The 19,761-nt window shown below is 45.6% G+C and carries 13 protein-coding genes, 6 tRNA genes and 1 rRNA gene; 14 read left to right on the top strand and 6 right to left on the bottom strand.

What is annotated here, in order from left to right:
* The first annotated feature begins 66 nt into the window (after positions 1-66).
* Positions 67-182, top strand: a 5S ribosomal RNA gene (gene rrf, locus KI743_RS13435).
* A gap of 69 nt (positions 183-251) precedes the next feature.
* Positions 252-342 (top strand) — tRNA-Ser (locus KI743_RS13430).
* A 126-nt stretch (positions 343-468) separates the two neighbouring features.
* Here the strand turns inward: KI743_RS13430 and ilvY are convergent.
* A complete protein-coding gene (ilvY, locus tag KI743_RS13425) occupies positions 469-1,359 on the bottom strand; it encodes an HTH-type transcriptional activator IlvY (RefSeq protein ID WP_150870594.1) in 891 nt (296 codons plus the stop codon).
* Between the two features lie 147 nt (positions 1,360-1,506).
* On the opposite strand from ilvY, the gene ilvC reads away from it, so the two are divergent.
* Positions 1,507-2,991 (top strand): ketol-acid reductoisomerase, encoded by a 1,485-nt coding sequence (gene ilvC, locus KI743_RS13420; RefSeq protein ID WP_285466793.1) that lies wholly within the window; start codon positions 1,507-1,509, stop codon positions 2,989-2,991.
* Between the two features lie 274 nt (positions 2,992-3,265).
* Here ilvC and KI743_RS13415 read toward each other — a convergent pair whose 3' ends face one another.
* From KI743_RS13415 to KI743_RS13400, 4 genes are all read right to left on the bottom strand, one after another.
* Entirely contained in the window at positions 3,266-3,517 is a 252-nt protein-coding gene (locus KI743_RS13415) for an accessory factor UbiK family protein (protein ID WP_032551009.1), read from the bottom strand.
* A gap of 120 nt (positions 3,518-3,637) precedes the next feature.
* A complete protein-coding gene (locus KI743_RS13410) occupies positions 3,638-6,760 on the bottom strand; it encodes a multidrug efflux RND transporter permease subunit (RefSeq protein ID WP_150870588.1) in 3,123 nt (1,040 codons plus the stop codon).
* An 11-nt stretch (positions 6,761-6,771) separates the two neighbouring features.
* Positions 6,772-7,878, bottom strand: coding sequence for an efflux RND transporter periplasmic adaptor subunit (locus tag KI743_RS13405; RefSeq protein WP_150870587.1), 1,107 nt, complete (start codon positions 7,876-7,878; stop codon positions 6,772-6,774).
* Positions 7,879-7,895: 17 nt separating this feature from the next.
* On the bottom strand, positions 7,896-8,477 hold the full coding sequence (locus tag KI743_RS13400) for a TetR/AcrR family transcriptional regulator (protein ID WP_150870724.1): 582 nt from the start codon (positions 8,475-8,477) through the stop codon (positions 7,896-7,898).
* Positions 8,478-8,656: 179 nt separating this feature from the next.
* On the opposite strand from KI743_RS13400, the gene rep reads away from it, so the two are divergent.
* On the top strand, positions 8,657-10,675 hold the full coding sequence (gene rep / locus KI743_RS13395) for a DNA helicase Rep (protein ID WP_032551015.1): 2,019 nt from the start codon (positions 8,657-8,659) through the stop codon (positions 10,673-10,675).
* 55 nt (positions 10,676-10,730) lie between these two features.
* Here rep and KI743_RS13390 read toward each other — a convergent pair whose 3' ends face one another.
* Positions 10,731-11,144, bottom strand: a complete 414-nt coding sequence (locus tag KI743_RS13390) for a cytochrome c5 family protein (RefSeq protein WP_032551017.1) — start codon at positions 11,142-11,144, stop codon at positions 10,731-10,733.
* A gap of 296 nt (positions 11,145-11,440) precedes the next feature.
* On the opposite strand from KI743_RS13390, the gene KI743_RS13385 reads away from it, so the two are divergent.
* From KI743_RS13385 to KI743_RS13340, 10 genes are all read left to right on the top strand, one after another.
* Positions 11,441-11,517: transfer RNA gene (locus tag KI743_RS13385), tRNA-Arg, on the top strand.
* 49 nt (positions 11,518-11,566) lie between these two features.
* A tRNA-His gene (locus KI743_RS13380) sits at positions 11,567-11,642 on the top strand.
* A gap of 67 nt (positions 11,643-11,709) precedes the next feature.
* Positions 11,710-11,786: transfer RNA gene (locus tag KI743_RS13375), tRNA-Pro, on the top strand.
* Positions 11,787-11,828: 42 nt separating this feature from the next.
* A tRNA-His gene (locus KI743_RS13370) sits at positions 11,829-11,904 on the top strand.
* Between the two features lie 10 nt (positions 11,905-11,914).
* Positions 11,915-11,991: transfer RNA gene (locus KI743_RS13365), tRNA-Pro, on the top strand.
* A gap of 1,086 nt (positions 11,992-13,077) precedes the next feature.
* Positions 13,078-14,805, top strand: a complete 1,728-nt coding sequence (locus tag KI743_RS13360; RefSeq protein ID WP_285466792.1) for an ABC transporter ATP-binding protein — start codon at positions 13,078-13,080, stop codon at positions 14,803-14,805.
* Between the two features lie 94 nt (positions 14,806-14,899).
* Complete coding sequence (locus KI743_RS13355) at positions 14,900-16,453, top strand: ABC transporter substrate-binding protein (protein WP_032551021.1); 1,554 nt, start codon at positions 14,900-14,902, stop codon at positions 16,451-16,453.
* 175 nt (positions 16,454-16,628) lie between these two features.
* Complete coding sequence (locus KI743_RS13350; RefSeq protein WP_032551023.1) at positions 16,629-17,606, top strand: ABC transporter permease; 978 nt, start codon at positions 16,629-16,631, stop codon at positions 17,604-17,606.
* 2 nt (positions 17,607-17,608) lie between these two features.
* The gene (locus KI743_RS13345) at positions 17,609-18,547 is read left to right on the top strand and encodes an ABC transporter permease (RefSeq protein ID WP_032551024.1); all 939 of its coding nucleotides are present in this window, start codon (positions 17,609-17,611) and stop codon (positions 18,545-18,547) included.
* 187 nt (positions 18,548-18,734) lie between these two features.
* A complete protein-coding gene (locus KI743_RS13340) occupies positions 18,735-19,757 on the top strand; it encodes an SPOR domain-containing protein (protein ID WP_285466791.1) in 1,023 nt (340 codons plus the stop codon).
* Positions 19,758-19,761: the final 4 nt, after the last annotated feature.

Here is a 19,761-nt window from a genome sequence, read left to right as displayed (position 1 = left end):
AAGATATACAAACGCTTGAATGAGTTTGAAGAGAACAGAAACAGCTTTCCGAATTTTAAGAATTTGCTTGGCGACCATAGCGTTGTGGACCCACCTGATTCCATGCCGAACTCAGAAGTGAAACGCAATAGCGCCGATGGTAGTGTGGGGCTTCCCCATGTGAGAGTAGGACATCGCCAGGCTTTGATTTCGTTATTTGCATAGCAAATAACAACTTCAACAGTGTACTAATCTGTTGATGACAATTTGTTGGAGGGATGGCTGAGTGGTCGAAAGCACCGGTCTTGAAAACCGGCAACCGTTAATAGCGGTTCTAGGGTTCAAATCCCTATCCCTCCACCACCATTGAAAAGCCCGCTGAGAAATCAGCGGGCTTTTTTCATTTCTGTCGTATCGAAATTCAAATAACAAAAAAGAGCACTAGCGTGCCCTTTCATGTCGTTCTCTCTATTTAACCATCTCGGATAGCTAATCCGTTAAATATTTCCCTTCTGCAACCTGCCAGAATGCTCGAATGAGTGGGTTATCGAGTTGCGCCCGTTTGCAACATACGCCAAGCTCAAAAGGTTTAATTGGTTCTATCTTTAAGCGTTCAACCTTATCTCTTACTGGGCTGTTATTGATCACCACATCTGGGGCAATTCCAATACCACACCCAAGCGCCACCATACTAACGATCGCTTCATGTCCAGATACCTGAGCATAGATATTAGGTTTGATTTTCAGCTTCTTAAACCAGGCATTGGCGCGCTCACGAGCTGTGCCTGCTTCTGGGATGATGAATGGCAGATCATTCCAATCGATGTGTTCAGACTGTAGTTGTTGGCTGAAGCTACTGACTCCTGCTGGAGAGATAACAGATAGCGGGATATCACTAATCGTTTCAAACTCCAGGCGTGATGGAAGGATATCTGGCTTTGCGGAAATAGCGATATCGACTTCGTCATTGAGGATCTTATCTATTGCTTGAGCTGGGTCGCCCGTTGAGAGTTTAAATTCAATATAAGGATGGAGAGCTCGAAATTCAGTAATTAACTCAGGCAAATGACTATAGCTTGCTGTCACGGAACAGAAGATTCGAATCTCACCTTTCAGCTCTTGCTCTCCGCCCTTTAAATGAAGGTTGTACTGTTGCCATTCACTGACAATATTGAGTGCAACGGGAAGCAGTTGTTTTCCTGCTGGAGTGAGGTCGACACTACGGTTATCTCGAATCAGCAGCTCTTGCCCTGTTTCATCTTCGAGTTTCTGTATTTGGCGACTTAAAGCCGATGGGCTGACGTGCATCGCCGCCGCAGTCTTGCTGAAATTTTTGCTGTCACACAAATGTATGAATAACTGTAATGATTTTATGTTCATATATTACGAATGTTTCCACGTTGCATTAATTGCAATAACTAATTGTGAATATATCACTTTAAGCAACCGCATGTCTGTTTTAGTATGAACTCATTCGGTAACAAAGCTACCGACCTCAACGGAAAAATTCTTAAAAGGAGCGCCCAGATGGCTAACTATTTCAATACTTTAAACCTACGCGAGCAGCTAGATCAATTAGGTCGTTGTCGTTTCATGGACCGCAGTGAATTTGCAACTGAAGCGGATTACCTGAAAGGTAAGAAAGTCGTTATCGTTGGTTGTGGTGCTCAAGGCCTGAACCAAGGTCTAAACATGCGTGACTCTGGCCTGAACGTAGCGTACGCACTTCGCCAGGCTGCGATTGACGAGCAGCGTCAATCTTACAAAAACGCAAAAGAGAACGGTTTTGAAGTAGACAGCTACGAAAACCTAATCCCTGAAGCAGATCTAGTGATCAACCTAACTCCAGACAAACAGCATACAAACGTTGTTGAGACAGTAATGCCTCTAATGAAAGAGGGTGCTGCACTAGGTTACTCACACGGCTTCAACATTGTTGAAGAAGGCATGCAAATTCGTAAAGACCTAACGGTTGTTATGGTTGCACCTAAGTGTCCAGGTACAGAAGTACGTGAAGAGTACAAGCGTGGCTTCGGTGTTCCGACTCTTATCGCCGTTCACCCAGAGAACGATCCAAAGGGTGAAGGTTGGGATATCGCGAAAGCATGGGCTGCTGGTACTGGTGGTCACCGTGCGGGCTGTCTAGAGTCTTCATTTGTTGCTGAAGTGAAATCGGACCTAGTGGGCGAACAGACTATTCTATGTGGCATGCTACAAGCAGGTTCTATCGTTTCTTACGAGAAGATGGTTGCTGAAGGTATCGATCCGAGCTACGCAGGTAAGCTTCTACAGTACGGTTGGGAAACTGTTACGGAAGCACTAAAGTTTGGTGGTGTGACACACATGATGGACCGTCTATCAAACCCAGCGAAAATCAAAGCGTTCGAGCTTTCTGAAGAGCTAAAAGATCTAATGCGTCCACTGTACAACAAGCACATGGATGACGTAATCACAGGTCACTTCTCTAGCACTATGATGGCTGACTGGGCAAACGACGATGCGAACCTACTAGGCTGGCGTGAAGAGACAGGTCAAACTGCATTCGAAAACTACCCTGAAGGTGATGTTGAAATCTCTGAGCAAGAGTACTTCGACAACGGTATCCTAATGGTTGCAATGGTTCGTGCTGGTGTTGAGCTAGCGTTCGAAGCAATGACTGCATCTGGCATCATCGATGAGTCTGCATACTACGAATCTCTGCATGAGCTTCCACTAATCGCAAACACGGTTGCTCGTAAGCGTCTATACGAAATGAACGTAGTAATCTCTGATACAGCAGAATACGGTAACTACCTCTTTGCAAACGTAGCTACGCCACTACTACGTGAGAAGTTCATGCCTTCAGTATCTACAGACGTTATTGGTAAAGGTCTAGGTGAATCATCTAACCAAGTAGACAATGCTCGTCTAATCGAAGTGAACGAAGCTATCCGTAACCACCCAGTTGAGTACATCGGTGAAGAGCTACGTGCTTACATGAGCGACATGAAGCGCATCGCAGTAGGCGGCTAATTAGCATCGCAAGAATTTAGAGAACTCCAAAAAAAATTGGAGTCATAAATAAAAAACACAACATCTAATTAAAAGGCTTGGTCGCCGTTGACCAAGCCTTTTTGTTTTTACAGAGCTCGCCAACTTGCTCCTGAATATGTGGACGATGTATGTCTTAACTATCACGCCTTAAAGCAATGGAAGAGTATTGCTTGGAGTATACCTTCCAGAATATGAGCGTATAAAAAAGGGTTGATGCTTACACATCAACCCTTTTGTATTTTTGCATTTACGCTTATTTGTCAGCTAGTTTCGCTTCTAGATCTGCTAGTTTTTGTTCCATCTCAGTCAGCTTCTGACGTGTACGCAGTAGAACCTGAGTTTGAACATCGAACTCTTCACGGCTGACTACGTCTAGCTTGTTTAGTTGGCCTTGGATAACTTGGCGAACCTTTTGGTCCACATCAGAACCTAGCTCTTTCACTGGCTGAGGCATAGAGTCATGGATTTGTTTCGCAATCTGCTCTAGTTTTTTTGGATCAAACATATCAATTAAAACTCCTGATTATTTCCTACTATTCTATTTAATCGCAGTGGAGATGTCGCCTGTGGCGTACAAAAAAAGGTCACCGAAGTGACCTTTTTGCGATTAACGTGAAACTTGAGGTTAGTTGTTGTCCGCTAACTCTCGGTGTGCCGCTTTCGCTTCATCGACACGTGCTAGTTTCTCTAAGTCTTTATCTTCAACAAAAACCGGTAGTGGTTTGTGTTTCTCTGCTAGGTAGCTGTAGATAACAGGCAACACGAACAGAGTGAAGATAGTACCAATTGCTAGACCAGCAACGATAACAATACCGATACTGAAGCGTTGAGCAGCACCTGCACCACTTGCGTACATCAGTGGGATAAGACCTGCGATCATCGCTGCAGTGGTCATCAGAATAGGACGAAGACGAACCTTCGCCGCTTCCATTACTGCTTCAATACGTGATTTCTTGTTGTGCAGTTGCTCTTCTTTTGCCACCTCACAGATCAAGATACCGTGCTTGGTAATCAGACCAACCAGTGTGATCAAACCTACTTGCGAGTAGATGTTCATGGTTGCTGCACCCCATGCAAGGGCAATCAATGCACCACAGATCGCCAGTGGTACCGAAACCATGATAACCAGTGGATCCTTCACTGACTCGAACTGAATCGCCAGTACTAGGAAGATGATCGCCAGTGCTAGACCAAATGTTGCGTATAGCGCGCTACCTTCTGTTACGTACTGGCGAGCCTCACCCATGTAGTCATGGTTGTAGCCACTTGGTAGTTTGGTCTCTGCAATGTTCTCAAACCATGCAATCGCATCACCCATCGCAGCGCCTGGAGCAGGTACGGCACCAATCGTTGCTGAGTTCAGTTGGTTGAAGTGAGGAAGAGAACGAGGCTCTGCCACCACATCAATGGTAATCAAACTGCCCAGAGGAACGGCTCTGCCATCAGCTGCACGTACGTAGTAGTTGTTCATCGACTCAGGGTTTAGACGGAACTTACGTTCAACCTGTGGGATAACTTCGTACGAACGACCATTGAGGTCGATACGGTTTACATAACCATCTGACATCATAGTACCTAGCGTGATACCGATATCTTGCATTGTCACGCCGTAAGCACCCGCTTTGTCTTTATCGATGTTGATCTTCATGGTCGCTGAGTCGTAGTTCAGATCAAGATCTGAGTAAACGAATAGCGGATTTGAAGATACTTCTGCCAGAATGTCAGTTGTGATCTGGAAAAGGCTCTCAAAGCTGTTTGGTGTTGTAATAACAAACTGAATTGGAAGACCTGAACCTGCACCTGGAAGCTCTGGCATTTGGAACGCTGTTACTGCCATTCCTGGAACATCTTTAACTAACTCACCTACACGGTTAGCAACGTCAGACTGACTTGCTTCACGCTCACTCCAAGGCACCATAGATGCAATACCAAAAGCTTGGTTTGCGTTTGGTACACCAGTAAATACCTGAGCGTACGCTACTTCTGGTTGATCAGATAGAATCGTGTTGACGTCGTTCATGGTGTTTTGCATGAAATCTAGGTTCGCATTCGATGGTGCGGTACCCATAAGCATGATTACACCTTTATCCTCAGATGGCGCGAGCTCACTCGGGATAAATTTGAACAGCATTGGCAGACTTGCAAATACGATGATAGCGAAACCAATGAACACTGGACGATGCTGCATTACCGCACCAAGCATGCGCTCATAACGGTTAGTCATGCCATCAAGGACATTGTGTACCTTCTGCTCAAACTTGCTTGGCTCAGCGTGAGCTTTAAGCATTTTTGAACACATCATAGGAGAAAGTGTCAGTGCTACGATACCCGATACAAATACCGAACCGGCAAGTGTTAGTGCGAACTCTTTAAATAGTGAGCCCGTAATACCGCCCATCATCGCGATTGGCGCATATACCGCACCTAGCGTCAGTGTCATTGCAATAACTGGAACCGCGATTTCACGAGTACCGATGATTGCTGCACGAAATGGCGATTCACCAAGCTTGATGTGACGGTCGACGTTCTCAAGGACAACGATCGCATCATCTACCACCAGACCGATAGCGAGTACCATCGCCAGTAGCGTCATCAGGTTCCATGAGAAACCCATCGCCTGCATTACCATTGCTACACCGATTAGAGACAGTGGAATAGTAACGATTGGAATTAGTACTGCACGGAACGAACCTAGGAACAGTGTAATAACGACCAGTACGATCAAAGCCGCTTCAAGAATGGTTTTAATAACCTCTTGAATAGACTCATTGATTGCAATAGTCGAGTCATACATCACGTTCATCGAGATGTTGCTAGGTAGGTTCTTCTCTAGCTGAGGAAGAAGCTCAAGTACATCTGCTGCAATGTTGATCGGGTTTGCACTTGGTGCTGCGTTAATCGCTGCAACAACCGCTTCCTGACCGTTGGCACTTGCTCGGTAAACATCGTGGCTCTTCTCTAGAGAAACCTTAGCGATGTCAGATAGACGGATAATTTCGCCTTCGCCGCTTCGTACTACAAGATTCTCTAACTCTTCAACATTGGATACTTGGGTATCAGCACTACCGTTGTAAAGGACGAACTCACCCGTCGCTTGGCCCGTCGCTGATTGGTAGTTGTTAGCGTTCAGTACCGTCATCACATCACTAGCAGTTAGGTCAACTGCCGCCATTTTTGACGGGTCTAGCCATACGCGAAGTGCGTATTTCATACCACCGTATAGGTCAACCTTAGATACACCGTTTACCGTAAATAGCTGCGGGTTGATTACACGTTCTAGGTAGTCGGTAATCTGGCTCGAAGCCAATTCATCACTAGTAAAGCCAATGTACAGTACCGCCGTTGTCGAACCCGTAGACATGGTTACAGTTGGATCTTCTGCCTCTTTTGGAAGCTGGGAACGAACCGAGTTTGTCTTGGCCAGTATGTCAGACAGAGCTGCGTTTGGATCTGTGTTCAACTTCATGTTTACAGTAATGGTAGAGCTACCAAGAACCGAAGATGAAGTCATATAGTCGATGTTATCCGCCTGAGCAACAGCTTGCTCAAGAGGTTGAGTAATAAAACCTTGGATAAGATCGGCACTCGCACCGTAGTAACTCGTGGTAACGGTTACTACGGTATTCGTCATTTCTGGGTATTCACGCACCTGCATCTTGAAGATTGCTTGTAAACCAAGCAGCGCTATCAAAAAGCTGATGGATACCGCTAGAACTGGACGTTTAATAAAAACATCAGTAAAGCGCATTGTGACTCCAATTATAACTGAGGTGTTTCAGAAGGTGGTGTGATTGCATCACTCTCAACAACTTTCACCTTGGCACCATTACTTAGACGAACTTGACCTGACGTCACGACTACATCACCCGCTTTCACACCTTCAAGGATGTGCGCGACGTCTGTAGTACGTTCACCTACTTTTACTACGTGTTGTGTAACGCGTTTCACGCCATCTTCTTCAGTCAAGATGTAAACATTGTCACCGTATAGAGTGAAAGTGATCGCTGTTTGAGGCAGCGCAACTTGGTTCTCTAAAGTCGGTAGAATGATGTTGGCACGAGCGAACATACCGCTACGTAGCTTGCCATCACTGTTTGGAATATCTGCTTGAACTTGAATCAGACCACTTTGCACGCTTACTGCTGGTTCGATAGCGCTGATTGAACCTTCAAACGGTGTCTCTGGGTAAGCATCAACGAAGATATCAACCGCTTGGCCAACATTGATTCGTGAGATGTCTGTTTGAGAAACTGTGAAGCGCAGACGCATCACACTGGTGTCTTCTAGACGAACAATATCAGTACCAGATTGAAGGTATTGGCCTAGGTATACATTACGAATACCTACAGTACCGTCGAATGGTGCGCGAATTTCACGACGAGCGATCGAAGCTTTTAGGCTCTCAATATCAGCAGATAGGGAGAAGTAGTTCGCTTCTGCTTCATCGTATGCTTCTTTTGAGATAGAACCTTTTTTGAATAGGCCTTGGTAACGCTTGTACTTAGCTTGTGCTGCCGGTAGTCGCGCTTGAGAGCTCTTCAGGTTTGCTTTCTCAACGTCTGAATCTAGACGTACTAATAGTTGGTCGCTCTTAACTTCAGTACCTGACTCAAAAGAGATTTGATCGATAACACCGCTGGTTTCGTTTGCTAGTGTTACACCTTGGTTTGGCTCAATGAAACCGATAGCTTCGATTACTGGAACCCAGTCGATCGGTTGAACGTCAGTTACCGTTACCGGGAACTCAGGCTCAGGTCGGTTTGCCATGTATTCAGCAATTTTTTGTTGTTTGAACATGTTGAACCCAATAACGCTGCCAAAAAGAAGCACAGCAATGAGTAACATGAAGAAAGTCCACTTTTTCATTATGGTCAAAACTCCGATCAGTGTTTAATTATTGCGTCCCAGCTCGCTTCGATAGCCGCTTCTAAAGCCTCATCATCGAGTTGGTAAAAACCTAAAGAATGCTTACGGGCGAGTGACACACTTGCCGCTAAGCTCAGTCCACCTAATACTTCATTATCAAGTGGTTTAAATAGCCCTTGCTCTTTGCCTTCGTTAAACAACAGCTCAACTTGGGCAAACATTTTTCTTTCTAGTTCCCTGAAAGTTTTACTATTTGTTACAGGTAAAGAGTCATATTGAACGCGGTTTTTGATCGCCGCTAAGTTAGTGCCAGCCAGGTTCCATATGTTGAGCCACATGGTTCTGTAACGTTGCTTAATCGGTGCGGAGTCGTCTACCCCGAACTGAACCGCTTCTGCTATACGTTGTGTAACCTGAATGCGCACTTCTTCAATTAAGTGCTCTTTATCATCAAAATAGCGATATATAGTGCCTGCAGCGACGCCTGCTTCTTTCGCCAACTTCTGCATTGAAAGGCCTTGAAAACCTTCCGCAGCAATCAGTGTTTCGGCGGCAGAGAGTATCTGTAAGCGCTTATCCTGAGAGGTATGATTGGTCATAATCTCATCACTAGTGAATGAACGTTCATTCATTATAGCTCAAGAACCATACATTTGTGCAAGTAAGTTTTATACAAAAAGCGTAAAAATCTTGTATAAGAGAACGTAGCATTCAAAACATTGCAGCATTATTATAGGCGCGAATTCCAATTGACCCCTGAGATGACATCGAGAATCTAATGAGACTGAACCCAAGACAAGACGAAGCCGTGAAGTACGTATCGGGCCCCTGCTTAGTATTAGCGGGCGCTGGATCGGGTAAAACACGTGTTATCACCAACAAGATTGCTTACTTGGTTCAGGAGTGTGGCTACAAGGCGCGAAACATTGCGGCTGTGACTTTCACCAATAAAGCAGCTCGTGAAATGAAAGAGCGTGTTGGACAGACATTAGGTAAGAATGAATCTAAGGGGCTGATCGTTTCGACCTTCCACACCATGGGTTTGAACATCATCCGCCGAGAATATAAGGCACTTGGCTTAAAAGCGGGCTTTTCCCTGTTTGATGATCAAGACCAGCTTGCTCTACTCAAAGAGCTAACGGAAAAGCAGATTGATGGTGATAAGGATCTTCTGCGCCAGCTTTTGAGCACTATCTCAAACTGGAAAAATGACATGCTCACGCCAGATCAAGCAAAAGCGCGCGCCAAAGGTGAGCAAGAGCAGCTTTTTGCTTTCTGTTTTGAAATGTACCAAAAGCAGATGAAGGCGTATAACGCGCTCGACTTTGATGATTTGATTGCAATGCCAGTATTGCTGCTGAAAACCAATCAAGAAGTGCGTGAGCGTTGGCAATCTCGTATTCGTTATCTACTGGTGGATGAGTATCAAGATACCAATACCAGCCAGTATGAGTTAGTACGTCTGTTGGTCGGTGAACGAGGTCGCTTGACGGTGGTAGGTGATGATGACCAATCGATCTACTCATGGCGTGGTGCGAAACCGCAAAACTTGGTTCTACTAGGTGAGGACTATCCGAACCTTCGTCTGATCAAGCTAGAGCAGAACTACCGCTCAACCAGTCGTATTCTGCGAGCGGCTAATATCTTGATCGCCAATAACCCGCACGTGTATGAAAAATCGCTTTTCTCTGAGATCCCAGACGGCGAAAAGCTCAAGGTACTCAACGCTAAGAATGAAGACCATGAAGCAGAGCGTATTACCGGTGAAATCATTGCTCATAAATTCTTGAATCGTACCGAATACAAAGATTATGCGGTGCTCTACCGTGGTAACCACCAATCGCGCCTGATTGAAAAAGCGCTGATGCAGAACCGTATTCCTTACAAGATCTCGGGTGGCACGTCATTCTTCGCTCGTGCAGAGATTAAAGACATCATGGCTTACCTGCGAGTGCTGGTGAACCCGGATGACGATAATGCCTTCCTACGTATTGTGAACACCCCACGTCGTGAGATTGGCCCGGTGACTCTCGAGAAGCTGGGTAGCTATGCCAACATGCGTGGAAAGAGCTTGTTTGAAGCGAGCTTTGAGATGGGCTTGGAGCAAACACTGACAGGTCGAGGGCTAGAGAACCTACGCCGCTTCACCGATTGGATTGTGCGTATCTCAGATAATGCAGAGCGTGGTAATACTGTGGATGCCGTTCGCTCTTTAGTTCGCGACATTAACTACGAAGATTGGTTATACGAAACGTCAGCGAGCCCGAAAGCGGCAGAGATGCGCATGAAGAACGTCTCTGATCTTTATAGCTGGATTGTCGCTGACCTTGAGGGTGACAACTACGATAAAGAAGAGAAGACATTGAGAGAAGTGGTTCAGCGACTGACTCTGCGTGACATGATGGAGCGAGGCGAAGATGACGATGATGCCGACCAAGTGCAACTGATGACTTTGCACGCCTCTAAAGGTCTTGAGTTCCCGTATGTCTATCTGATGGGGGCTGAAGAGGGAATTCTTCCTCACCAAACCAGTGTTGATGAAGGTAATGTCGAAGAAGAGCGCCGATTGATGTACGTGGGTATTACCCGAGCTCAGAAAGAACTGACCTTTACTAAATGTCGTGAACGTCGCCAATTTGGTGAGTTGATCAAACCAACGCAGAGTCGCTTCTTAGATGAATTGCCCCACGATGATGTTGAGTGGGAGACAGTGAAGAAACCTCAGTCGCAAGAAGAGCGTATGGAGAAAGGCCAAGCGCATATCGCTAACATCAGAGCGATGTTTAATAAGAAGTAAGCCAGAAAAACAAAAAGGAGACCATGTGGTCTCCTTTTTTAGAATTTGGGTTTGCTTACAGACCAGCGATCATGTGCTCGATAGCATCTTTGATCTCATCGTCTGAACAGTCCATACATGAACCTTTCGCTGGCATCGCGTTGAAGCCGTTGATTGCGTGGTCCGCTAGGATGTCTCGGCCTTGAGCAATACGAGGTGCCCAGTCCGCAGCATCACCAGTCTTTGGTGCGCCACTTACGCCAGATGCGTGACAAGCAATACAAAAAGTACCATAAACAGTTGCGCCATCACGAGGACCAGTTGGTTCTGCTGCAACAGGTTCGCTACCAACTAGGTAAACTTGACCAACGGGCTTGATGCGCTCAGCAATAGCGTCATGCTCTGCTTGGCTCAGTTCTGATGCGACCGCTGTCGTTGAAAAAGTCACTGCTGCGATGACAAGGCTTAAAATTCGACGAGACATATCCATTAAACTCACTTTACATTCCCAAGGTAAGTACGTGCCTACCAATTATAGTGTTAGAGGGGTGTGTTGATTTTAGTTGCAAAAAGCTACTGTTAAATCAATGTAAATAATGGGTGATTATATCCCGATAAGTTGTTGCAATAAACAACAACTTATAGGCAATAGGGGGTTCTAGTACTCAAATAAGGGGTTTATCACATATTAACTGTCGAAAAAGAGAGCAAACGAGAAAAAAAATAAAAAAAGTACTAGACGACCTAGGGTGATATACGTATTATTCCACTCCGCCGACAGGGCATGCGCCTGTAGCTCAGCTGGATAGAGCGTTGGCCTCCGGAGCCAAAGGCCGAAGGTTCGAATCCTTTCAGGCGCGCCATCCGGACACTTGTTTCAACAAGTGAGAAATTGGCAAGAAAGAAACAATGGTGGCTATAGCTCAGTTGGTAGAGCCCTGGATTGTGATTCCGGTGGTCGCGAGTTCGAATCTCGTTAGCCACCCCATTTTTCTTTTAAAGAATATCGGTAGCTTCGGCTCCCAGTTCTGATAAAATCGGAACAAAACATAAGTCGGTGAATAGCGCAGCTTGGTAGCGCATCTGGTTTGGGACCAGAGGGTCGGGGGTTCGAATCCCTCTTCACCGACCACTATTTCAATAATCGCTTCGGCGGTTATAAAAAAAATTAGTGGTGGCTATAGCTCAGTTGGTAGAGCCCTGGATTGTGATTCCGGTGGTCGCGAGTTCGAATCTCGTTAGCCACCCCATTAATTTTGTCGGTGAATAGCGCAGCTTGGTAGCGCATCTGGTTTGGGACCAGAGGGTCGGGGGTTCGAATCCCTCTTCACCGACCACTATAAGAAAGCCTCGTCAGAAATGACGGGGCTTTTTTACATCTGAAATATAGATTTTTAGACCTAAGGGGTGGGAGCTGGAACGCCAGCCCGGTGAAGGCCCAGTCGCATCGCCTCCCTCTGCACCGTCTACATTAGAAATGGCGGTCTTTTTTATCTGAAATATATGAGAGACCAGAGCACTAACCCGCAGAAACTTGTCTGATCCACATATCTTCCCCGTCATCCTAAATAGAGTTTCTATTAGCACTTGCCGTCTATCTCTATAAAAAACACACAATCAGCGCTGTCTATTTACGGCGTTTTAATGCACTTAAAAGCATATGAGCACCATCAAGTGGATAGGGTTTGCCCTAATTCAGTGCTAAGGCGAATAATTCATTGAAGCGGTTGATGAAACTTTGTACTAATATTAAGCGTGCTTGCCTTTTTGGGGCATTTTTCTGATTAAGAAAATGTTCTTTTTCTGGAGTTGGTGGGTAATTTATCACCAAACCTTATTGAGGAGATGTTTTATGAATTAGACAGCTTTACTTAACCTTTTTGAGGTAAAGGCAAGACTATTGCCTACGGTGATTTTGCCTTTCAAATCTCTACTATCCCCGAAATATTACTGCCTTTTTTGAGTAGATCTTACTATCAATTCTGTAAATAAATTTTGGTTTAAACTTCTGATTTTGTGATGTTATTTGGATTAAGTGGCGGTTATTTTCACTAAAATTGGTTTATGTTTCTATATTGTTAATCGTTTTGTGGAATAATTATTTATCTAAAGTGACTAAAAGAAAAAAGTGCTTTAACGGCTTGAAAATCTTATACAAGTATATGTATAAAGGCATTTGCTTGACTTTTCTAATGCGAAATAAATGCTGAATTCTTCTTACTATATGCTTATCAAGTGAATAATTATATGGTGTTTTTGCTTGCTTGACGTTTAATGTCGACTTTTTATCCTATTTTTGTTGCTTTTCTGTGAATTATTTGCCAAATTGTCATCCGTATAAAATATCAGAACATTATTCTGGTAAGAATGGATTCAATTTTGCAGACAGGGCAGAAAGCTGCCAAAGCAGTAGAGGTCTGGTAATGTCACTTTTAGAAGTAAAAAACCTTCGTATCGAATACCCATCTCGTCATGGTGTGCACGCTGCGGTGAAATCACTCTCGTTCAACATTGAGCGCGGAGAGATCGTGGGTGTAGTAGGGGAATCTGGTGCTGGTAAGTCAACGGTTGGTAACGCGGTTATCGATCTATTGAGCCCTCCAGGCCGCATCGCGAGTGGTGAAGTTTTCTTAGATGGTGAGAAAGTATCAGGTTTATCACCTGAAGATATGCGTAAAGTACGCGGTTCAAAGATCGGGTTCATCTTCCAAGACCCGATGACATCTCTTAACCCTCTTTTCACCGTTGAGCAGCAACTGAAAGAGACGATTCACGCTAACATGAACGTTTCTGAGCAAGAAGCTTATGAGCGTTCCCTTGACTTGATGAATCAAGTGGGTATCCCGCAACCAGAAAACCGTCTGAAACAGTATCCTCACCAATTCTCTGGCGGTATGCGTCAGCGTGTGGTTATCGCAATTGCACTGGCGGGTGAGCCAGATCTTATTATTGCCGATGAACCAACCACAGCACTAGATGTATCGATCCAAGACCAAATTCTAGGTCTGATTCGTGAATTGTGTATCAAGAAGAACGTAGGTTGTATGTTGGTAACTCACGATATGGGTGTGGTTTCTAACGTAACTGATCGCGTAGCGGTAATGTACCGTGGTGACTTAGTTGAGTTTGGTCCAACGGCGCAAGTCCTTGGTACTCCTGAGCACCCATACACGCACAGCTTGATCTCTGCGGTTCCACGTTCAGATCGCAAACTCGATCGCTTCCCTCTAGTGAGCTACATCGAAGAAGCGCACGAGATGGAACCTCTGGATGTTAAAAACCACTGGTTGGGTCAAAGCCAAGATCACCGTGAATACACTGGTCCACTACTAAATGTGGAAAACGTAAACTTGCGTTTTACCACTAAAGATTCGTTCTTTGAGAGCCGTCGTGAGTACGTTCAAGCTTCAAACAATGTGAGCTTTGAAGTGCATGAAGGTGAAACCTTTGGTCTTGTAGGTGAGTCTGGTTCTGGTAAATCAACAATCGCACGTGTGATTGCTGGCCTGTACGCACCAAACTCAGGCAAGGTAACGTTTGAAGGCGTTGACTTAACTAGCCTGAAGTCTGAAAAAGAGCGCCGTCCAATGCGTCGTCAGATGCAGATGGTGTTCCAAAACCCTTACACATCAATGAACCCTCGAATGAAGATATTCGATATCATTGCTGAGCCTATCCGTTTCCATAAGCTGACTCGTAACGAGAATGAAACGCGTCAGATCGTACACGATCTCTTAGATCACGTAGGTTTGGGTAAGATGGCTGGTGTTAAGTATCCACACGAATTCTCTGGTGGCCAGCGTCAGCGTATCTCTATCGCTCGTGCTCTGGCAACTCGTCCTCGTCTTCTGATCTGTGATGAACCAACGTCGGCACTGGATGTGTCGGTTCAAGCGCAAATTCTTAACCTATTAAAAGACCTACAGGATGAGCTAAACCTAACCATGCTGTTCATCAGCCACGATTTACCGGTTATTCGTCAGATGTGTGACCGCGTGGGTGTGATGCAGATGGGTACGTTGCTTGAGGTTGCGCCGACCGAGCAGTTGTTCCAATCACCTCAGCATGAGTACAGCAAACAATTGATTTCTTTAATGCCTGAATTTACAGGCTTACGAGAAGAAAAAGCAGTGGCGAACGCCGCGGTATAAATGTAAGCGGGTGAGGTTGAGCCTGCTTTAAAAATAAAACAGACGCAAATACAACAACTAGGGATCTGGATTCCCGCATGAAGGAGTTATGCAAATGAAAACCATGAAAAGCAAATTAGCAGTCGCTTTGATGGCAGCTGGCCTAAGCTTTAGTGCAGCAGCAGCAGATATTACCGTTGGCTACGCAGCTGACCCAGTATCACTTGACCCGCACGAGCAGCTGTCTGGTGGCACACTGCAAATGTCTCACATGGTGTTTGACCCTCTAGTACGTTTCACTCAAGAGATGGATTTTGAAGGCCGCCTAGCATCTAGCTGGGAGCGTGTTGATGAAACGACTTTCCGCTTTAACCTACGCAAGGGTGTGAAATTCCACTCTGGTAACGAACTAACAGCTGACGATGTTGTGTGGACTTTCGAGCGTCTACAAGCGTCTCCAGACTTTAAGTCTATCTTCACGCCATACGAGAAAATGGTAAAAGTGGATGACTACACAGTTGAGCTAGTATCGAAAGCGGCTTACCCACTAGTACTACAAACAGCGACTTACATCTTCCCAATGGACAGCAAGTTCTACTCTGGTAAGACTGCGGATGGTAAAGATAAGTCAGAGCTAGTGAAGCACGGTAACTCGTTCGCTTCGACTAACGTTTCTGGTACAGGTCCATTCATCGTTACTGAGCGTGAGCAGGGCGTAAAAGTTCAGTTCAAACGTTTTAACGATTACTGGGACACAGAGACAAAAGGTAACGTTGATAACCTAACGCTAGTACCAATCAAAGAAGACGCAACGCGTGTAGCGGCACTTCTTTCTGGTGACGTAGACATGATTCACCCAGTAGCACCAAACGATCACAAACGTGTTAAGAACGCAAAAGGCATCGATCTTGTGACGCTACCTGGTACTCGTATCATCACGTTCCAAATGAACCAAAACAGCAACGAAGCACTGAAAGATGTTCGCGTTCGTCAGGCGATTGTTCACGCAATCAACAACGAAGGTATCGTTAAGAAGATCATGAAAGGCTTCGCAACAGCTGCTGGTCAGCAAAGCCCAACAGGCTACGCTGGTCACAACGAGGAGCTAGTGCCACGTTACGATCTTAAGAAAGCGAAAGAGCTGATGAAAGAAGCGGGCTACGCAGACGGCTTCACGCTAACGATGATGGCACCAAACAACCGTTACGTGAACGATGCGAAAGTTGCTCAAGCATCTGCAGCAATGCTGTCTAAGATCGGCATCAAGGTTGATCTGAAAACAATGCCTAAAGCGCAATACTGGCCTGAGTTCGACCTATGTTCAGCAGACATGATGATGATCGGCTGGCACTCAGATACAGAAGATTCAGCGAACTTCAACGAGTTCCTAACTATGACTCGTAACGAAGAGACTGGTCGTGGTCAGTACAACTGTTCTGGTTACTCAAACCCAGAGATGGATGCAACAGTAGAAGCATCTAACACTGAAACTGATCCAGCTAAGCGTTCTCAAATGCTGAAAGGCGTTGAAGCAACACTATACAACGACGCAGCATTCGTACCGCTACACTGGCAAAGTGAAGCTTGGGGCGCTAAGTCTAACGTTGGTGCAGCTGACATCGTTAACCCAATGGTTATGCCTTACTTCGGCGACCTAGTTGTACAGTAATCTAGCTTGCTAGATGTGAGAGCCTGTTGGTTCAGGCTCTCGCTTTTTAAGTTGTTCTATTAAGTTTCGGTATTTAGTCTTCCTTCAGTCTGGCTAGATACCTTTTTTAAGACTGAATATTTGTTGTCTAGTTACGGACTTAACTAGATAGTCATGGATAGATAAGGGGCAAGGAATGTTTACGTTTCTGGTCAAGCGCCTGTTTCAGGCACTGATAGTGATGTTTGTGATCAGTTTGGTGGCGTTTGCCATTCAGGATAACCTGGGCGACCCGTTACGTGAGTTGGTAGGTCAGTCTGTTTCAGAAGCGGAGCGTCAAGCGCTGCGTGATGAGCTGGGCCTCAACGATCCCTTCATTACAAAATACACTCGCTTTGTAGGCGCTGCTCTACAGGGTGATCTCGGTACTTCGTACTTCTTTAAGCGTCCTGCTGTGGACGTTATCTTAGACAAGCTGGTGGCCACACTTGAGTTAGTGTTTGGAGCATCGCTTATCATTGTTTGTTTGTCGATCCCACTTGGGGTTTACTCGGCGATTCACCCAAAAAGTTTCTTTACCAAGCTAGTCATGGCGGGCAGTAGTATCGGTATCTCTATCCCGGTGTTCTTAACGGCCATTATGCTGATGTATGTGTTCTCTATTGAGCTTGGCTGGTTGCCTTCTTATGGACGTGGTGAAACCGCCAATTGGCTTGGCTGGGAGTCTGGCTTCTTTACGTTGGATGGCCTTGCACACTTAGTTCTGCCAAGTATTGCGCTCGCTTCTATCATGCTACCGCTGTTCATCCGTCTGGTACGCTCTGAGATGCTGGAAGTACTGAGCTCTGAATACATTAAGTTCGGTAAAGCGAAAGGCTTAGCACTGAACAAGATCTACTACCAACATGCGCTGAAAAACACCATGCTGCCTGTACTAACGGTGGGTGGTGTTCAGATTGGTACCATGGTGGCTTACACCATTCTTACTGAAACTGTATTCCAGTGGCCGGGTACCGGCTTCCTATTCCTTGAAGCGATTAACCGAGTGGACACACCACTGATTACCGCGTACGTTATTTTCGTTGGTCTGATTTTCGTAGTAACCAACACCATTGTTGACTTGCTATACGGCATCATTAACCCAACAGTGAACATTACAGGGAAAGGAGCATAATCATGGAACAATCAACAACAGCTCCGTCTCGTTGGGAGCGCTTTAAGCAGTCAGACATTCTGTACTACTTCTTACGTGACAAAGTGGCGATGTTCAGCTTCGCTGTTTTTACCGCATTCTTGGTGATGGCTCTGGCTGCACCAATTCTCGCGCCGACTGATCCATATGATGTGACGTCGATTGACATCATGGACTCAGAGCTACCGCCATCATGGATGGAAGATGGTGATGAGCGTTTCCTATTGGGTACTGATGAGCAAGGTCGTGACATTCTATCGACCATGCTTTACGGCTCTCGTCTGTCACTAACGATTGGTTTCTTGGCGGTAGGTCTTCAGCTAACACTGGGTATCATCATCGGTTTGTCTGCGGGCTACTTCGGTGGTCGTATCGATAGCTTCCTAATGCGTTTCGCCGATGTTCAGCTCTCTTTCTCAACCATGATGGTTGCGATCATTGTTTCGGCTATCTTTAAGGCGAGCTTTGGTAGTGATTTCTACGCTCAGTACGCAGTAGTGATGCTGGTGGTGATCATCGGTATTGCTGAATGGCCGCAGTATGCGCGTACGATTCGTGCATCGGTATTGGCAGAGAAGAAGAAAGAGTATGTGGAAGCGGCACGTGTGATGGGCTTTAAGGCACCTCGCATCATGTTCCGCCACATTCTACCGAACTGTCTGTCCCCAATTCTGGTTATCTCTACGGTACAGGTGGCAAATGCCATCATGTCTGAAGCGGCACTTTCTTTCCTAGGCCTTGGCCTTCCGGTAGACCAACCATCACTTGGCGCACTAATCAGTATCGGCTTTAACTACATCTTCTCGGGTGCATGGTGGATTACTGCCTTCCCAGGTGTGGTATTGGTAACGCTGGTACTGGTAATTAACCTGCTTGGTGACTGGTTACGCGACGTATTTAACCCGAAAATTTATAAAGGTTGATCCCGAGCGATTGATTTTTAATAAAAAAGCTCACTAAACTAAGAGTCGTAAGCAATTACGGCTCTTTTTTTGCTTATAGTTTAGGAACTATGAGTTATTGATATAGTCAATAATGTCTTAAATGGAATTCATTTTTTATCGATACCAAGTCGGTAATAATTTTACCCTTGAGGGTTTAGTGATGGGTATGAAATTGACAATAAATGCAGTATGTCGTGGTTCTCGTATGGGGTTGGGTTTAGCGCTGTTCGCGGTAGGGGCGTCGTTGTCTGGCCAAGTACACGCGGAATCGGTGCTTTGTGATGCGACTCAAGCTAGTACAGACCAGCTGCCTCAACTAGAAGCTTCTTGTCCAATCGGCAAAGGAATATGGGGGAGTAAAGCACCCAAAACCCATTCAGAAAGCAATCTATTCTGGGTTCAGTGTGGGCTACTCAATGACCCACTGCCGTTAGAGAAAGCGAAACCTATCTATAAAAACATCTCGACTAATGTATGGATGAAACCAGAGCAAGGTAACTACCGCTGCTTGATTGGCCCTTACTCTAATTATGCTGATGCACGCAAAGAGCTGCTTCAGGTTCGTAAGGTATCGGGCTACAAAGAAGCCTTCATCCGTATGGTTGATAAATCTCAATCAACTAATGTAGCACCACTGGCGGCCGCGACTGCAAAAGCGGATAAAGCAGCTGCACCTAAAGCTCGAGTAGAAGCGCAACCTATTGAGCGTACTGCGGCAAGAGCACCTGCGACGGCAGCGGTTGCCAAAGCTTCTGCACCAGCACCTAAGGCTCTTGCTCCTAAAGCTGTAAGCAAGCCTGCTTCTGAGCCTATGGCAATTCAATCTCTGCCGGACAATTCGAAAAGCAGCAGTGATGCAGAGGTCGAGGTGCGTTTAACCGCTTCTGTGTCTGGTAAGTCTTATTCTGTTCCTTACATTCTTGATGGCAAACAACAGTTTTACATGGAACAAGGTAAACCTTGGAGTCGCTTAGATTACGACCAAGCACAAAAGACGTGTAATGGTTTGGGCATGAAGCTGTTGAGTGAAGATGATTGGCAAACCATTTTAGACTCAAAAGTAATGGAGCAAAAAGACTGGCCAATGCACCTTCCGTACTGGGGCGCACAGAAGAAAGGCCTGTTTACGAATGGCAATGTCACTCAACTTAAAGGCTCATCACTTCTTAACGTGATGTGTGTGAAGTAGCTTA

The sequence above is a fragment of the Vibrio sp. D420a genome (genome assembly GCF_030248625.1).
GTDB lineage: Bacteria > Pseudomonadota > Gammaproteobacteria > Enterobacterales > Vibrionaceae > Vibrio > Vibrio fortis_A.
This window is presented reverse-complemented; position numbering and strand designations above follow the sequence as displayed.

What these genes read in the sequence shown, in the direction of transcription:
- ilvY (WP_150870594.1), bottom strand. Translation starts at nt 1,359, where the DNA reads ATGAACATAAAATCATTACAGTTATTCATACATTTGTGTGACAGCAAA.
- ilvC (WP_285466793.1), top strand. Translation starts at nt 1,507, where the DNA reads ATGGCTAACTATTTCAATACTTTAAACCTACGCGAGCAGCTAGATCAA.
- KI743_RS13415 (WP_032551009.1), bottom strand. Translation starts at nt 3,517, where the DNA reads ATGTTTGATCCAAAAAAACTAGAGCAGATTGCGAAACAAATCCATGAC.
- KI743_RS13410 (WP_150870588.1), bottom strand. Translation starts at nt 6,760, where the DNA reads ATGCGCTTTACTGATGTTTTTATTAAACGTCCAGTTCTAGCGGTATCC.
- KI743_RS13405 (WP_150870587.1), bottom strand. Translation starts at nt 7,878, where the DNA reads ATGAAAAAGTGGACTTTCTTCATGTTACTCATTGCTGTGCTTCTTTTT.
- KI743_RS13400 (WP_150870724.1), bottom strand. Translation starts at nt 8,477, where the DNA reads ATGACCAATCATACCTCTCAGGATAAGCGCTTACAGATACTCTCTGCC.
- rep (WP_032551015.1), top strand. Translation starts at nt 8,657, where the DNA reads ATGAGACTGAACCCAAGACAAGACGAAGCCGTGAAGTACGTATCGGGC.
- KI743_RS13390 (WP_032551017.1), bottom strand. Translation starts at nt 11,144, where the DNA reads ATGGATATGTCTCGTCGAATTTTAAGCCTTGTCATCGCAGCAGTGACT.
- KI743_RS13360 (WP_285466792.1), top strand. Translation starts at nt 13,078, where the DNA reads ATGTCACTTTTAGAAGTAAAAAACCTTCGTATCGAATACCCATCTCGT.
- KI743_RS13355 (WP_032551021.1), top strand. Translation starts at nt 14,900, where the DNA reads ATGAAAACCATGAAAAGCAAATTAGCAGTCGCTTTGATGGCAGCTGGC.
- KI743_RS13350 (WP_032551023.1), top strand. Translation starts at nt 16,629, where the DNA reads ATGTTTACGTTTCTGGTCAAGCGCCTGTTTCAGGCACTGATAGTGATG.
- KI743_RS13345 (WP_032551024.1), top strand. Translation starts at nt 17,609, where the DNA reads ATGGAACAATCAACAACAGCTCCGTCTCGTTGGGAGCGCTTTAAGCAG.
- KI743_RS13340 (WP_285466791.1), top strand. Translation starts at nt 18,735, where the DNA reads ATGAAATTGACAATAAATGCAGTATGTCGTGGTTCTCGTATGGGGTTG.